Below are 15,031 nucleotides of genomic sequence, written 5' to 3'. Positions count from 1 at the left end.
TTCGCATTAATGATTAGTGCAGAGTCGGTTTTTCATCCTGGCCGATACCCGGAATATTCGGCTCTTCAACAGCACCGGGGCGCTGGCTCAGCTCAACCAGGCAGGTCAATACACATTCAGGTACATAGGCAACCACATTATCGAACAGCTGAGCTTGTTCAGCCATGTCCTCATCTTCATCGATGCCTAACTGGGAAATTTCTTCCAGTACCGAAACGGCTTCAGTGACTTCCGGTGATAGCTTGGCTTTTTCCAGCCCCATCAGGCCCAGACCTGAAATGAAGTTTGTCGTCCACTCGCTCAAGGCCTCGGCACGAAGCATAAGCTCAACCTCATCGGCAGGCAGCAGCAGCGAAACATTAAACTCATAATCAGCCAGTTCCGCCGCCGTCGAGGTAAATAGCGTCTTCGCCAATTCACCCAACTCGGCAGAGGCAGCATCAAATACCAGGCGTACGGCGGTTTTCGCACCATCAGTCAAAGGCGCGCCCTCGTTAGCGTAGTCGCTGACCGGGCCGACCCAGCTTTCGTCGTCAACGGCCATACCACCGCAGATCATCCCGCTCAGCAGACCGTGAAGCTCTGACGGAGTCACCGCTAAGCCGTGATCTTTTAATGCTGCGTCAACTGCGTCATATGCGGGTAATTTAACTTCGCTCATGGGCTTTTCACCTTAATCTCATTGGTGCCAATCTTAATTGTGTTATGCTACCACTTAGGCTTAGAACAGGCTAATAACCTGATAACAATTCAACGTATTCGCCGCTCCGTTATGGCAGCGCTAACTTTGATCTGTGTTACTAAGCCTTTGTTTGTACCAAGCTGACTCCAGAACGGGTTCCAGAATGGTTCCAAACTGGTTAAGATCTGATTAGTCAGTAACCATTCGCCGCAAAGCGTGATAAGCAAGCTTGCATGTTGAAAGGGCTTTTTCTATATTTAGCCACCTATCGCGTATCGCAAGCGGAATGCCATATTAACAATCTGGCACGGAGCAGATTAGAAATTATGAGTACTCAGGCAGTTGAAATTCAAGTATTAGGCCGCAACTTACGGGTAAACTGCCCTGCAGGTCAGGAAGACGCACTGCGCGAGGCGGCAAAAGATTTTGATCAGCGCCTACAGGACTTGTCCGAACGTACTAACATCAGCAATGCAGAGCAGTTGTTAATATTTACAGGTCTGAATATCTGTAATGAGCTGCATAGCGAACGTAAAGAACAATACGGCAATGACGCAAATTTATCCAATCGAATCAACGATCTAGCAGAAAGTTTGGATAAGGCATTGCAAAATCAACCAAAGCGTTGATAATGAATTGACCCTGGGGTGTACGTCAGTGAATTAACGTCCCCGAGCCGATAAGTAAAAAACCAGGATTGGCTTTTATTAGCTATTGAGCATGCTCAGCCCGTACTGAGAAGCCTACGGTTAATGTTGCTGATCCACCTTGAACTCTGGTTCAAGGGCCACTATTCGCAACGGCACCTTGGGGCATACCTTCTGCAAGTTACGAGAATCGAAACACCAAGATTCAAGGAACTCGCCTACTAGATACTCGCTTCTATAATTACCCGAACAACCTCTGTCATTGGATGACCTATGAGTTCACCTGTTCAGCCATCGTCTTCACGCCAACATATACGTCAACATATACGTGTACGCCGCCGCGCCCTGAGTCCGGAGCAGCAACGCAATGACGCACAGGAACTTCTTGTTCGCTTCCAGCAGGTGCAAAGTGTGATCGATGCCCAGCATATTGCCCTGTACTTATCCAATGACGGTGAAATCGATACCCAGCCCCTTATTGACTGGCTGTGGCAGTACGGCAAAGCAGTCTACCTACCCGTGCTACATCCGTTCAGCAAAGGCCACCTGCTATTTCTGCACTACACGCCAGAAACCCGCATGACGCTGAACAAATATCAAATTCAAGAACCTATTCTTGATATTCGCTTGGTCAAGCCAGTCAACGAGTTGGATTTAATTTGCACCCCACTGGTTGCCTTTGACGACACAGGCCAGCGCCTGGGGATGGGGGGCGGCTATTATGATCGCACACTCAACCGCTGGCACCACGAAAGACAAGGCCCTCGTCCGCTGGGACTGGCCCATGATTGCCAGCAAGTCGCCAACCTTCCGTTTGAAGCCTGGGATGTCCCACTTCCAGAAATTATTACCCCTTCCTGCCACTTTTCCTGGTAAAAAACGAATACTGGTGCCTTTTCCAGCATATATTTGCCCGACGACGCAAACGATTGGTTTTTACGTGCTACAGTCATAGCATCTAACCCTATGTTATTAATAGAGTTATGATTTCTGATTCTGAGAACAGAGATCTCAGTCAAAGAATTGGCCTGACGCATGAAGTCCAGTTAGCTATAATCAGCGCTCCGCGCAACGTCATCACTAGGAGAAAGGCATGACACAAGATGAAATGAAGAAAGCTGCTGGCTGGGCTGCTCTGGACTACGTAAAAAAAGGCAGCATTGTAGGTGTTGGCACAGGCTCAACCGTTAATCACTTCATCGATGCTCTAGAAACCCGTAAAGAAGAAATCAAAGGGGCTGTTTCAAGCTCCGTTGCTTCAACTGAACGCCTGGAAAAAATCGGCATTCCTGTTCTGGATGCAAACGAAGTTTCTAGCCTAGACATTTATGTTGATGGTGCCGACGAGATCAACGGCGAGTTTGATATGATCAAAGGCGGCGGTGCCGCACTGACCCGCGAAAAAATCGTTGCCGCTATTGCTAAACAGTTTATCTGTATTGTTGACGATACCAAGCAAGTAGAGGTACTGGGTCAATTCCCGCTGCCGGTTGAAGTGATCCCGATGGCTCGCTCATTCATCGGTCGCGAACTGGTGAAGCTAGGTGGTGATCCGGTTTACCGCGAAGGCTGTGTGACAGATAACGGCAACATCATCCTAGATGTGCACAACATGGAAATCACCAACCCCAAAGAGCTGGAAGACCAAATCAATGCTCTGCCTGGCGTAGTGACTGTTGGTCTGTTTGCCCACCGCTGCGCAGACGTATTGCTGATGGGCTCCCCGGAAGGCGTGAAAAAATTCGAGAAATAAACTGGTTAGCCTTCAAGTTGGGCTGATTTCTGTTATTTGATTACAAAACGGCATAATTTATGCCGTTTTTTCTTATCTATATTGTAATATTCTTACCCATAGTGGTTGTTTTTTGATACTTTAATATCAGCATGTAGCAATCGTTTGAGTTAACGCCTCAGGCGGCCAGCATGCAGGAAAATAACCATGCTTAGTCTTTCCTGTCAGTAATACTGGTTACCCCTGCCTGAACGCCTTGACTCATGTTTTTAAGGATGAGAACCCAATGGCTAAAGTTTCACTGGATAAAGAAAAAATTAAAATTCTATTGTTAGAGGGGGTTCATCCTTCTTCAATTGAAGTTTTACAGCAAGCCGGTTACACCAATATCGAGTACCACAAAGGCTCGCTCGCAGGCGAAGAACTGCTCGAAGCAATCCAAGATGCGCATTTTGTTGGTATCCGATCCCGTACCCAGCTGACTGAAGAGGTCTTTAATGCCGCGAACAAGCTGATTGCTGTTGGTTGTTTCTGCATCGGAACGAACCAGGTGGATCTAGACGCAGCGACCCGACGTGGTATCCCAGTCTTTAATGCCCCGTTCTCAAATACTCGAAGTGTCGCCGAGTTGGTTTTAGGTGAAATCCTATTATTACTCCGCGGAATCCCCGAGAAAAATGCCAAGGCCCACCGCGGTGAGTGGCTGAAGTCGGCAGAGCACTCTTTCGAAGCCCGTGGAAAACGCCTAGGGATCATTGGCTACGGCCATATTGGTACCCAGTTAGGAATTCTGGCTGAAAACCTTGGGATGAAAGTCTATTTCTACGATATCGAGAACAAACTCTCTCTCGGTAACGCCACCCAGGTTCGCTCAATGACCGAGCTGCTTAACAAATGTGACGTGATCAGCTTGCACGTACCGGAAACCCCGGAGACCCAGGATATGATGGGGGCAGACGAGTTTGCCCGCATGAAACCGGGGGCGATCTTCATCAACGCCGCCCGTGGAACCGTAGTTGAAATTGACTCACTCTGCAGCGCCCTGGAAAGCAAGCATATTGCCGGTGCCGCCATCGACGTATTCCCGGTTGAGCCCAAAACCAACAACGACCCATTCGAGTCGCCACTGACAAAGTTCGACAATGTCTTGCTGACACCGCATATCGGTGGCTCAACCCAGGAAGCACAAGAAAATATCGGTGTCGAAGTGGCGGGCAAACTAGCAAAATACTCAGACAACGGCTCAACTCTGTCTGCTGTCGGTTTCCCAGAAGTATCGCTGCCTGAGCACCGTGACTGTTCTCGCCTACTGCATATTCACGAAAACCGTCCGGGGATTCTAAACCAGATCACCACGATTTTTGCCTCGGAAGGGATCAACATCGCCGCCCAGTACCTGCAAACGGGCGCCGAAATTGGCTATGTGGTTATCGATGTAGAAACCGAGCGTGCAGAAGAGGCTCTCAGTAAGCTAAAAGCCATCGAAGGCACCATTCGTGCCCGTATTTTACATTAATCACACATAATTAAATCGAAATCCTAGTTTCGGATACGAAAAAGGAGAGCATCGGCTCTCCTTTTCGTTTGGGCTCCTAGTTCCTAGTTCCTACAAGAAGATTTCAACAACCTCACGATTCTGTCAAGATCTTGCTCTACCTCTAGGAACTCGGTTCCAGATTCTAGGATCTAGCTACTCCTCAAGCTTAAACACTACCTCAACCCGATCGCGGATCGTGATCTGCGTATCTTGGTAGGTCGCTGACGTTTCTGGTGCGGCATCCATCGCCATACGCATCATCATCGGACGTGGGCTAGCGGCCTGGTAGGTAATGCGCCATACCCCGTCGATCTTCTCGCCAAAGCCTTTTGCCAATGATTCGGCTTTCACCATTGCATCTTTGATCGCGGCCTGTCGTGCCTGCTCGATATACTCATCTTCATTGCTAACTTTGAGCTCGATATTGTTGATCCGGTTGATTCCGTCACCCAGTGCACTATCCAGGTAGGAGTTCAACTGCTCCAGATCCTTCACCGTCACTGTGATATGACGGTTGGCGCGATAGCCTACCAGCTCAGGCTTCTTATCTTTAGGGTAATGGTATTGCGGCTGCAGACTGATATTGGCGCTCTGGATATTAGTACGCTCGATCCCTTTTGCCTGCAAACGCTCAACAAAGGCCGTAACGGCTTTATCTACCGCCTTCTTAGCCTCTTTCGCCGTCGGACGTGTCTCTTCGACGGCCACCGAGAAGACCGCCATATCAGGCTGAGCAGTCACCTCACCACTACCGGTGGTTTCAAGATGAGGCACGGTCACATTGGCTACTGCCGCTCCGGCAAAACTCAGTGTACTGAATCCTAATACCGCTGCTAATAGTTGCTTTTTCATATGGCTATCCTAATTGGTTGTACCGTCTCGTTTATCGGTTGGTCTCTCTTCGACAACAAGGTTTCGCAAATTATCCCTAAATTAAAAAATATTTTGCACATTGTTTTATTGAGCGGGGTATCAACATCAATCGAAGCATGGGCTAGGTGATACTCAATTATTGCGGCAAGACCTTGCGGGCATGCTGAGTAAGCCGTTGCGACAACTCCGTCAGCACTCCGCTTTCCAGTGCCCAATGATGCCAGTACATCCTGCGGGTCAGGAAAATCTCCGGGGTTACATTTATCAGCTCGCCGCTGGCCAACTCATCTTGGATCTGTACCCGTGGGATCAGACAGTAAGCAATCCCTTCCATGGCAATTCGGACAAATGCCTCAGACGATCTGACCGTATGTTTCATCACGCTCCCCAGTGGCAAGTTGAAGTGCTGCTGCACAAATAGCTCGTGCATATCATCATGTTGATCGAATGCCACCCCGGGCGCCGCCAGCAGACTGTCACGTGTCACCCCGCCGGCAAAATATTTTTCGGCAAAGTCCGGGCTTGCTACACAAAGAAAATCGACCCGCCCCAAATAATCCGCCACACATCCCGGCATCGGTGTGGCATCCATACTGATAGCCCCTACCACTTCACCGCTGCGTAACTTATCTAACGTGCGGGCTTCGTCCTCTACGAGCAAGTTAAGTTCGATCCGGCGCGATTTGAGCAGCGGGCTTAATGCCGGTAATAACCAAGTGGCCAAACTATCTGCGTTGGTTGCCAATGATACCGACAACGGCTGGCTGCTGTCATCCGGGGTAATTTCCGGCAACAGCTCTTGTTCCAGCAGGCGAACCCGACGGTAGAGGCCAAGCAGCTTTTGCCCGGCTGATGTCGGCCTTGGCGGTTGCTCCCGTACCAGCATAGGCTGCGCCATCAATTTTTCCAGCTGTTTGATCCGCTGTGAAACCGCCGACTGGGTAATGCATAAATGCTCTGCGGCTCGCTCAAAACCGCGTTGTGATATCACCGCATCCAACGCTTCAATCCAACGATAATCCAACCCTCGCATACCTACTCCTGCACACAACCCAACATCATTAGAGAAACTAATAATAGATAAATTTTATTAGTTGTACTTAATCCTACCCTCGAGAGTAAGCTTGCGCCATCAGTTAAATCCATAAATTTCAAAATGATAAAGGAAAGCAGTAGCGATGAGTATTTGGGCACTCTTACAAGGGTTTGGCTTAGGGGCCAGTATGATCATTCCGATCGGTGCGCAGAATGCCTATGTATTAAATCAAGGTATTAAACGTAACCACCACCTAACCACGGCAACCATCTGTAGTATGCTCGATACCCTGTTTATCAGCCTGGGGATCTTCGGTGGCGGAGCCCTGTTATCCAGCAATGAAACCTTGCTGCTCAGTGTCACTGTCGGCGGTGTACTGTTCCTGCTTTTCTACGGCTCACTGTCACTGAGCAGCGCCCTGCGTCCGGTGCAGGAAGAAGAACAGCGAAAGCAGGTGCTCGCCCGCGGCCGTCGAGCCGTGATCCTTGGTGCCCTGGCCGTTACCGTGCTAAACCCGCATATGTATTTAGATACTGTGGTTATCCTTGGCTCTATTGGCGGCCAGTTTGAAGGGCATGACCGTGTCGCTTTTGCAATCGGTACTATTATGGCCTCCTTCGTCTGGTTCTATACCCTGTCCATCGGGGCCGCCAAGCTAGGACCGACATTGTCAAAACCGAAGGTAAAGCGTGGTATCGACCTTGCCGTTGCCGCTATGATGTTTTTCATTGCCAGCCATTTAGCAAAAGGACTATGGACTCAATATGCAGCCTGATCAGTTAGAAGCGATTTATCTTAAGAACCTTGCCCTATTTAGCCAAACAGGGGTCGAATATCAGAAGTGGCAGCACGAGCCGATCCTTGATTTCGAGACGGATGCCAGAATTGCCGAAGAGCTCGGCTGGAGCGCGGCTCCGACCAAAAGCCTGTTTATGAAAATCAAAGGCGGGGGCCACTGTCTGCTCCTGACCCACCGTGACAGCCGCTTGGACAGCAAGCTGGTCAAACAGGTATTGGGCAAACGGGTATCGGTATGCAGCCACGAAGAGATGATCACAGCCATCGGCTGTGCGCCGGGTGCTGTGTGCCCATTCGGGTTACCGGAGAACATAACCTTGCTGGTTGACCCTATCCTCTATGAACATGCCGAGCTAATGTTCACCCCCGGCAAGCCTGAGTTCACCTTTGCCTTTGCCACCAATCAGCTCGATAGCTTATTGGCAGCACTGCCCAACAAAGTGATCCCGCTGCCGACTAATACCAAACTGAACAATTATCTGAGCCAATCAGAGCGATGCCAGCCGATTGAAAGCAATCCAAATTGATGAAGATATAGTGGCTCTACATCAAAGCAATTTGGGGCAGATCTCGAGCGGCTGGCACGCTCCCAAAGGGCGAATTGCAAAGGCTCAGCTACGGTGTTGCTCGATTTTGGAGGATATGAATATACCTACAATCAAGCGCCTTGTATCTGAACCTTTTCAAGCTCGCTGATAGGCCAGATAATTATTCAGTTTGATATAAAGCCGCTGTTCAGGAATAGAGCTGGCATAAAAAATGGAGCCGATTGGCTCCATTTTGATAATTCCATATACTCAGCAGAAATCAGCTTTCCAGCTTATTCAGATGAACATCCATTTGCGGGTACGGAATCCCAATATTTTCTTTGTCCAGCTCTTCTTTGATCGCCTGCAGCAAATCAAAGTAAACGCCCCAGTAATCTTCCGTTTTCACCCATGGACGAACCACAAAATTCACCGAAGAGTCAGCCAGTGCCACAACACCAATCGTTGGCTCAGGATCTTTAAGCACACGTGACTCGGCATTGACCACACGGGTGAGTACTTCTTTGGTTTTCTTTAGATCCGCATCGTAAGACACACCGATCACGTAATCGATACGACGGGTAGCATGGCGGGAATAGTTGGTAATTGCTCCACCAATCACCGAGCCATTTGGCACCACCACCATTTTATTATCTGGTGTTTTTAGTACTGTTGAGAAAATCTGGATTGATTCTACAGAACCCGCAACACCACCAATTTCCACATAATCACCAGACTTAAATGGACGGAAGCTAACAATCAATACACCCGCAGCAAAGTTCGACAGCGAGCCCTGAAGCGCCAAACCGACAGCAAGACCAGCGGCACCGATCACTGCAACCACAGAAGCCGTCTGTACACCAAGGCGGCCCAAAGCGGCAATCAGTACGATGACAAATAGCAGGTAACGAACGAGCGAGTGAAGGAACTCGACAACCGCCTCATCCATATCTTTCTTGCGCAGCACCTTCGCGACGCCATTGGCAATGCCTTTTACGATCATGTTACCAATGAATAGGATCAATAGTGCTGAAACAAGGTTAACAGCATATTGAATTAGTAGATCTTGGTTATCTGCCACCCAAGTACTGGCATTCAATACGCCAGTGGTTAACTCATTGTCAGTAATAGTATCGACTACCTTGTCGGCTACACTCTCACTCATCTTTACTCTCTCTTTATTTATGCTAACTAGCCTAATTATTAAAATTTGTACGCCACCAGTCGGTTACTATAACAGCGATTTTATGATTTGCTGTGCATTATCAGTTAATTCGCTTCCACTTCTTCATGACGTCTCTTTCCTACAAATATAAAAAAGCCCGCTAGAAGCGGGCTTTTAATATGCTTAGCGCCTACGCGCAAGACAAACTGTCTAAATTACAGTACGTCTACTGCGTTAAGGTCAGCGAATGCTTTCTCAAGACGAGCAACCATAGAAGCTTGACCTGCACGTAGCCATACGCGTGGATCGTAGTACTTCTTGTTTGGCGCATCTTCGCCAGTTGGGTTACCGATCTGGCCCTGTAGGTAGTCGCGGTTTTCAGCTTCGTACGCACGGATACCATCCCAAGTCGCCCACTGTGTATCAGTATCGATGTTCATTTTGATAACACCGTAACCGATAGACTCTTGGATTTCAGCTTCAGTAGAACCTGAACCACCGTGGAATACGAAGTTTAGAGCGTTAGGTGCAATACCGAACTTCTCTGCACAGTATGCCTGAGAGTCACGTAGGATAGTTGGAGTCAGAACAACGTTACCTGGCTTGTAAACACCGTGTACGTTACCGAAAGAAGCAGCGATAGTGAAACGTGGGCTAACAGCGCTTAGTTTCTCGTATGCATACGCAACGTCTTCTGGAGAAGTGTAAAGCTCAGAAGCGTCCATATCAGAGTTATCAACGCCGTCTTCTTCACCACCAGTACAACCAAGTTCGATCTCGATTGTCATGTTCATTTTAGCCATGCGCTCTAGGTACTTAGCACATGTTTCGATGTTCTCTTCTAGAGACTCTTCAGAAAGGTCTAGCATGTGAGAAGAGAATAGAGGCTTACCAGTTTGCGCGAAGAACTCTTCACCAGCGTCTAGTAGACCGTCGATCCAAGGAAGAAGTTTCTTAGCAGCGTGGTCAGTATGAAGAATAACTGGAACACCGTAAGCTTCAGCAACAGCGTGTACGTATTTCGCACCCGCTACAGCACCAAGGATTTGTGCACCTTGACCTTCAAGTTTAACGCCTTTACCAGCGAAGAAAGCAGCACCACCGTTAGAGAACTGAACAACAACTGGAGATTTAACTTTAGCTGCTGCTTCAAGTACTGCGTTTACAGAGTCAGTACCTACAACGTTTACTGCAGGAAGAGCAAATTTGTTCTCTTTTGCTACTTCAAATACTTTCTGTACGTCGTCGCCAGAAATAACACCAGGTTTTACGAAATCGAAGATCTTAGACATAACAATAGTCCTATTTACCTTGTTGTCTGTATTAAATATAAATCTTTGCAAACGTTTGCTACTGGACCAGTATTCTATAAAAACTTGATCTAATTCACAATCGTTTATAGGCGGGAGCGACGCTCCCGCCCAAAATTAATTACGCTTTTGCACGCTCTTCTAGCATAGCAACGGCTGGTAGTACCTTACCTTCAACGAACTCAAGGAATGCACCGCCACCAGTAGAGATGTAAGAAACGTCAGCTTTGATACCGAACTTGTCGATAGCCGCTAGCGTGTCACCACCGCCAGCTACAGAGAAGCCTGCAGATTCAGCGATTGCTTTAGAGATGCCTGCAGTACCCGCTTCGAAGTTTTTGAATTCGAATACGCCTACTGGACCATTCCAAAGAATAGTTTTCGCGTTGCCAATGATTTCGGCAAGAGCTGCAGTTGAATCTGGACCTAGGTCGAAGATCATGTCGTCGTCTTGAACGTCAGCAACGTTCTTGATTTCAGCTTCTGCGTTTTCGTCGAATGCTTTAGCACATGCAACATCAGTTGCTACTGGGATAGAACACTCTTTCATTAGTTTTTGAGCAGTTTCAACTAGGTCTGCTTCGTACAGAGATTTACCAACATTGTGGCCTTCTGCAGCAATGAATGTGTTTGCGATACCACCACCAACAACCAGCTGGTCAGCGACTTTAGATAGCGACTCAAGTACAGTCAGTTTAGTTGAAACTTTTGAACCACCAACGATTGCAACAAGTGGACGCTCTGGGTTGTCCATTGCTTTGCCTAGTGCTTCTAGCTCAGCCGCTAGTAGAGGACCAGCACATGCGATTGGTGCGTTCATGCCAACACCGTGAGTCGATGCCTGTGCACGGTGAGCTGTACCGAATGCGTCCATCACAAAGATGTCACATAGTGCAGCGTATTTCTTAGATAGCTCTTCTTCGTTCTTCTTCTCGCCTTTGTTGAAGCGAACATTTTCAAGAACAACAAGCTCACCAGCGTTTAGCTCTAGGCCATCTAGGTAATCTTTAGCTAGCTTAACTTCGCAGTCTAGTGCGTCGTTTAGGTAGTTAACAACAGGAGCTAGAGAGAACTCTTCTGCATATTCGCCTTCAGTAGGACGACCTAGGTGAGAAGTAACCATTACTTTCGCGCCAGCTTCTAGGCAGTGCTTGATAGTTGGCAGAGATGCAAGAATACGTGCATCTGATGTTACTTTACCGTCTTTTACTGGTACGTTTAGGTCAGCACGAATGAATACGCGTTTACCTGCTAGTTCCAGGTCAGTCATCTTGATTACAGACATGGTTTGTCCTCTCAACAATAATTAATTTAAAATCAAAGTTTTGTCAGCCCAGCGTCACTGCCAAGCTCTATAATTCCTACTTTTTTTCTGCACTGGTTGCGTGCATGGCCAACGCGGTATCTAGCATCCGGTTAGCAAATCCCCATTCGTTATCACACCACACCAACAGCTTGATTAAGTGTTGGTTACTGACACGGGTCTGAGTGCCATCGACAATCGCGCTATGGGGATCGTGATTGAAGTCAATCGATACAAGTGGTGCTTCGGTGTAATCAACTATGTTAGTTAATGTACAACGAGAAGCCTCTGCCAGTGATTGATTTACGTCATTAACTTTCACATTTGTTTTAACTGTGACACTTAAATCCATCGCTGTGACGTTAATTGTCGGCACGCGCACAGATATAGCTTCAAACTTGTCAGAAAATTTCGGAAAAATACGACCGATACCTAGATGGAGTTTAGTATCTACCGGAATAATTGACTGGCTGGCTGCGCGGGTACGACGTAAATCAGGGTGGTAGGCGTCAATGACCTGCTGGTCATTCATCGCCGAGTGTATGGTGGTAATGGTGCCGGATTCGATACCAAAGGTGTCATCCAATACCTTGATCACTGGGACAATACAGTTGGTAGTACAGGAACCACTAGAGACAATGCAGTGCTCAGGTTGGAGCGAGTCGTGGTTCACACCGTAAATAATGGTATTGTCGATGTCATTGGCAGCAGGATGGGAAAATAACACTTTGCGGGCGCCCGCTTTGATATGCGCCTCGCCGTCAGCCCGAGAGCCATAGATACCGGTACAGTCGAGTACAATATCGACATCAAGATCTTGCCACGGCAGTAGGTGTATTTCAGGCTGATGCAGAATTCGGATGCTGTCCTGCTCGCCATTTTCATGGGCAATAAACAGGTGCTCCTGATCATGAGTGACAGGCTTATGAAAGCGTCCATGGCTAGTATCATACTGCAACAGGTGAGCCATTGCTTCTGGCTCAGCCAATTCGTTGACTGCCACGACCTTGATTTGGTGGTGTTTGCCGCTTTCATACAACGCGCGAAGTACGCTGCGTCCAATACGGCCGAATCCATTAATTGCGACTTTTAGTGTCATATCCGTGCTACAAATTAATTAAGCCGCGTTAGTGTATACCAAGCCAAGCTCAGAATCACCATAATTGTGACCATCATCACTCGTTGAAAACAAAACGCTTAAAATCAACACCATACACATAAAACATTGCTTTCCTCATCAATTGAGGCCAAGAAACAATCAGTGATACAGGTCGCATTTCAGACAAAAAAGGCCTCGCAAGGAGGCCTTTTTTTCATACTCCGAAATAAATCATGAATGAACAGATCGATTCCGGGTTATTGATGGTTTACCTAACAAGGCTTAAGCAAGAAGCTCTTTGGCTGTCTCAACCACGTTTTCAACCGTGAAGCCAAACATCTTAAATAGCTCGCCTGCTGGTGCAGATTCACCAAAGGTTGTCATACCGATGATACGGCCGTCGAAACCAACGTACTTGTACCAGAAATCAGCGATGCCCGCTTCAACGGCAATACGTGCAGTCACGTCTGATGGTAGTACCGCTTCACGGTACGCTGCATCTTGCTTGTCGAATACGTCTGTTGCCGGCATAGAAACAACACGAACCTTACGACCTTCAGCCGTTAGCTGGGCATAGGCTTCGGTTGCCAGTTCAACTTCAGAACCGGTTGCAATCAGGATTAGCTCTGGCTTGCCTTCACAGTCCTTCAGGATGTAGCCACCCTTGGCGATATCGGCAACCTGCGCTTCAGTACGCGCTTGCTGCGCAAGATTCTGGCGCGAGAAGATTAACGATGTTGGGCCGTCTTTGCGTTCGATAGCAAATTTCCAAGCCACTGCAGATTCAACCTGGTCACATGGGCGCCATGTGCTCATGTTTGGAGTCAGGCGTAGCGACGCGATTTGCTCTACCGGCTGGTGTGTAGGGCCATCTTCACCCAGACCAATTGAGTCGTGAGTGTAAACCTGGATGTTCTGCACTTTCATCAGCGCAGCCATGCGCATCGCGTTACGTGCGTACTCCATGAACATTAGGAATGTCGCACCGTACGGTACAAAACCACCATGAAGGGCGATACCGTTCATGATCGCCGTCATACCGAATTCACGTACGCCGTAGTGGATGTAGTTGCCCGCAAAGTCTTCAGCAGTCAGAGATTTAGAACCAGACCACATTGTCAGGTTAGACGGAGCAAGGTCAGCAGAGCCGCCCATAAACTCAGGAAGCATTGCCCCGAACGCCTCTAGCGCATTCTGTGACGCTTTACGTGATGCAATGTTGGCAGGGTTTGCCTGAAGATCAGCGATGATTGCATTGGCTTTTTCTTCCCACTGTGCAGGAAGCTCGCCGTTTACACGACGTTTGTATTCCGCAGCAAGCTCAGGGTAAGCCGCTTCATACGCTGCAAACTTCTCGTCCCATGCCGCTTCTTTTGCTGCACCCGCTTCTTTTGCATCCCATTCTGCTGCAATATCAGCAGGAATTTCGAAAGGACCGTGGTTCCAGCCAAGGAATTCACGAGCCGCTGCAATTTCTTCGGCACCTAGCGGTGCGCCGTGACAGTCGTGAGAGCCCGCTTTGTTCGGCGAACCAAAACCGATGATCGTCTTGGTACAAATCAGTGTTGGCTTGCCCGTTTCTGCCTTCGCCGCTTCGATTGCGGCATTGATCGCTTCTGGATCGTGACCGTCAACAGCAGGGATTACGTGCCAGCCGTATGCTTCGAAACGCTTCGGCGTATCGTCAGAGAACCAGCCTTCAACGTCACCGTCGATAGAGATGCCGTTGTCATCCCAGAATGCGATCAGCTTGCCCAGACCCAGAGTGCCAGCCAGGGAACATGCTTCGTGAGAGATACCTTCCATCAGACAGCCATCGCCCATGAACACGTAAGTGTTGTGGTCAACGATATCGTGGCCTTCACGGTTGAACTGAGCTGCAAGGGCTTTTTCAGCCATTGCCATACCAACACCGTTAGTGATGCCCTGGCCTAGCGGGCCAGTTGTTGTCTCAACACCCGGTGCATAACCGTACTCAGGGTGACCCGGTGTTTTTGAGTGTAGCTGGCGGAAGTTTTTCAGATCGTCGATAGACAGGTCATAACCTGTCAGATGAAGCAGAGAATAAATAAGCATTGAACCGTGGCCGTTCGACAAGACAAAACGGTCGCGATCAGCCCACTGCGGGTTTTGTGGGTTGTGGTTCATGTGGCTGCGCCACAGTACTTCAGCGATATCAGCCATACCCATAGGTGCGCCCGGGTGGCCAGAGTTAGCTTGTTGAACACCGTCCATGCTTAGGGCACGGATTGCATTTGCAAGTTCTTTACGTGAAGACATGTCTGCTCCAGAAATTCGTAGACTGTATTTATGGTGGCTATC

The 15,031-nt window shown here is 48.5% G+C and carries 14 protein-coding genes and 1 other RNA gene; 7 read left to right on the top strand and 8 right to left on the bottom strand.

What is annotated here, in order from left to right:
* Positions 1-13: 13 nt before the first annotated feature.
* Positions 14-661 carry a UPF0149 family protein gene (locus MD588_RS17385; protein WP_265698799.1) on the bottom strand — a complete coding sequence of 216 codons (648 nt, stop codon included), beginning with the start codon at positions 659-661 and terminating at the stop codon, positions 14-16.
* A 347-nt stretch (positions 662-1,008) separates the two neighbouring features.
* Between MD588_RS17385 and zapA the strand changes: the two genes are divergently transcribed.
* The 5 genes from zapA to serA all read left to right on the top strand — a co-directional run bounded on the left by zapA (position 1,009) and on the right by serA (position 4,577).
* The gene (zapA, locus tag MD588_RS17380) at positions 1,009-1,311 is read left to right on the top strand and encodes a cell division protein ZapA (RefSeq protein WP_265698798.1); all 303 of its coding nucleotides are present in this window, start codon (positions 1,009-1,011) and stop codon (positions 1,309-1,311) included.
* Between the two features lie 7 nt (positions 1,312-1,318).
* Positions 1,319-1,500: non-coding RNA, 6S RNA (gene ssrS, locus MD588_RS17375), on the top strand.
* Between the two features lie 102 nt (positions 1,501-1,602).
* On the top strand, positions 1,603-2,205 hold the full coding sequence (locus tag MD588_RS17370) for a 5-formyltetrahydrofolate cyclo-ligase (RefSeq protein WP_265698796.1): 603 nt from the start codon (positions 1,603-1,605) through the stop codon (positions 2,203-2,205).
* Between the two features lie 217 nt (positions 2,206-2,422).
* The gene (gene rpiA / locus MD588_RS17365; RefSeq protein WP_265698795.1) at positions 2,423-3,082 is read left to right on the top strand and encodes a ribose-5-phosphate isomerase RpiA; all 660 of its coding nucleotides are present in this window, start codon (positions 2,423-2,425) and stop codon (positions 3,080-3,082) included.
* A gap of 265 nt (positions 3,083-3,347) precedes the next feature.
* Positions 3,348-4,577 carry a phosphoglycerate dehydrogenase gene (serA, locus tag MD588_RS17360; RefSeq protein ID WP_265698794.1) on the top strand — a complete coding sequence of 410 codons (1,230 nt, stop codon included), beginning with the start codon at positions 3,348-3,350 and terminating at the stop codon, positions 4,575-4,577.
* Between the two features lie 174 nt (positions 4,578-4,751).
* Here serA and MD588_RS17355 read toward each other — a convergent pair whose 3' ends face one another.
* Positions 4,752-5,450, bottom strand: a complete 699-nt coding sequence (locus MD588_RS17355; RefSeq protein ID WP_265698793.1) for an oxidative stress defense protein — start codon at positions 5,448-5,450, stop codon at positions 4,752-4,754.
* Between the two features lie 157 nt (positions 5,451-5,607).
* A complete protein-coding gene (locus MD588_RS17350) occupies positions 5,608-6,504 on the bottom strand; it encodes a LysR family transcriptional regulator ArgP (protein WP_265698792.1) in 897 nt (298 codons plus the stop codon).
* 145 nt (positions 6,505-6,649) lie between these two features.
* Here MD588_RS17350 and MD588_RS17345 point away from each other — a divergent pair, with 145 nt between their 5' ends.
* Entirely contained in the window at positions 6,650-7,282 is a 633-nt protein-coding gene (locus MD588_RS17345) for a LysE/ArgO family amino acid transporter (protein ID WP_265698791.1), read from the top strand.
* Positions 7,272-7,832, top strand: a complete 561-nt coding sequence (locus MD588_RS17340; RefSeq protein WP_265698790.1) for a YbaK/EbsC family protein — start codon at positions 7,272-7,274, stop codon at positions 7,830-7,832. Before MD588_RS17345 ends, MD588_RS17340 begins: the two co-directional genes overlap by 11 nt.
* Positions 7,833-8,112: 280 nt before the next feature.
* Here MD588_RS17340 and mscS read toward each other — a convergent pair whose 3' ends face one another.
* From mscS to tkt, 5 genes are all read right to left on the bottom strand, one after another.
* Positions 8,113-8,997, bottom strand: coding sequence for a small-conductance mechanosensitive channel MscS (gene mscS / locus MD588_RS17335; RefSeq protein WP_265698789.1), 885 nt, complete (start codon positions 8,995-8,997; stop codon positions 8,113-8,115).
* A gap of 215 nt (positions 8,998-9,212) precedes the next feature.
* Positions 9,213-10,289, bottom strand: coding sequence for a class II fructose-bisphosphate aldolase (gene fbaA / locus MD588_RS17330; protein WP_049845540.1), 1,077 nt, complete (start codon positions 10,287-10,289; stop codon positions 9,213-9,215).
* 139 nt (positions 10,290-10,428) lie between these two features.
* Complete coding sequence (locus tag MD588_RS17325; RefSeq protein ID WP_265698788.1) at positions 10,429-11,592, bottom strand: phosphoglycerate kinase; 1,164 nt, start codon at positions 11,590-11,592, stop codon at positions 10,429-10,431.
* Positions 11,593-11,668: 76 nt separating this feature from the next.
* Positions 11,669-12,709, bottom strand: a complete 1,041-nt coding sequence (gene epd / locus MD588_RS17320) for an erythrose-4-phosphate dehydrogenase (protein WP_265698787.1) — start codon at positions 12,707-12,709, stop codon at positions 11,669-11,671.
* Positions 12,710-12,991: 282 nt separating this feature from the next.
* Entirely contained in the window at positions 12,992-14,989 is a 1,998-nt protein-coding gene (gene tkt, locus MD588_RS17315; protein WP_265698786.1) for a transketolase, read from the bottom strand.
* Positions 14,990-15,031 lie beyond the last annotated feature (42 nt).

Origin of the sequence: Photobacterium obscurum (assembly GCF_026191635.1) — a bacterium.
In the GTDB taxonomy this organism is placed as follows: Bacteria; Pseudomonadota; Gammaproteobacteria; order Enterobacterales; family Vibrionaceae; genus Photobacterium; species Photobacterium obscurum.
The sequence above is the reverse complement of the archived record's forward strand: the minus strand, read 5'-3'. Positions and strand labels throughout refer to the sequence as shown.

What these genes read in the sequence shown, in the direction of transcription:
- MD588_RS17385 (WP_265698799.1), bottom strand. Translation starts at nt 661, where the DNA reads ATGAGCGAAGTTAAATTACCCGCATATGACGCAGTTGACGCAGCATTA.
- zapA (WP_265698798.1), top strand. Translation starts at nt 1,009, where the DNA reads ATGAGTACTCAGGCAGTTGAAATTCAAGTATTAGGCCGCAACTTACGG.
- MD588_RS17370 (WP_265698796.1), top strand. Translation starts at nt 1,603, where the DNA reads ATGAGTTCACCTGTTCAGCCATCGTCTTCACGCCAACATATACGTCAA.
- rpiA (WP_265698795.1), top strand. Translation starts at nt 2,423, where the DNA reads ATGACACAAGATGAAATGAAGAAAGCTGCTGGCTGGGCTGCTCTGGAC.
- serA (WP_265698794.1), top strand. Translation starts at nt 3,348, where the DNA reads ATGGCTAAAGTTTCACTGGATAAAGAAAAAATTAAAATTCTATTGTTA.
- MD588_RS17355 (WP_265698793.1), bottom strand. Translation starts at nt 5,450, where the DNA reads ATGAAAAAGCAACTATTAGCAGCGGTATTAGGATTCAGTACACTGAGT.
- MD588_RS17350 (WP_265698792.1), bottom strand. Translation starts at nt 6,504, where the DNA reads ATGCGAGGGTTGGATTATCGTTGGATTGAAGCGTTGGATGCGGTGATA.
- MD588_RS17345 (WP_265698791.1), top strand. Translation starts at nt 6,650, where the DNA reads ATGAGTATTTGGGCACTCTTACAAGGGTTTGGCTTAGGGGCCAGTATG.
- MD588_RS17340 (WP_265698790.1), top strand. Translation starts at nt 7,272, where the DNA reads ATGCAGCCTGATCAGTTAGAAGCGATTTATCTTAAGAACCTTGCCCTA.
- mscS (WP_265698789.1), bottom strand. Translation starts at nt 8,997, where the DNA reads ATGAGTGAGAGTGTAGCCGACAAGGTAGTCGATACTATTACTGACAAT.
- fbaA (WP_049845540.1), bottom strand. Translation starts at nt 10,289, where the DNA reads ATGTCTAAGATCTTCGATTTCGTAAAACCTGGTGTTATTTCTGGCGAC.
- MD588_RS17325 (WP_265698788.1), bottom strand. Translation starts at nt 11,592, where the DNA reads ATGTCTGTAATCAAGATGACTGACCTGGAACTAGCAGGTAAACGCGTA.
- epd (WP_265698787.1), bottom strand. Translation starts at nt 12,709, where the DNA reads ATGACACTAAAAGTCGCAATTAATGGATTCGGCCGTATTGGACGCAGC.
- tkt (WP_265698786.1), bottom strand. Translation starts at nt 14,989, where the DNA reads ATGTCTTCACGTAAAGAACTTGCAAATGCAATCCGTGCCCTAAGCATG.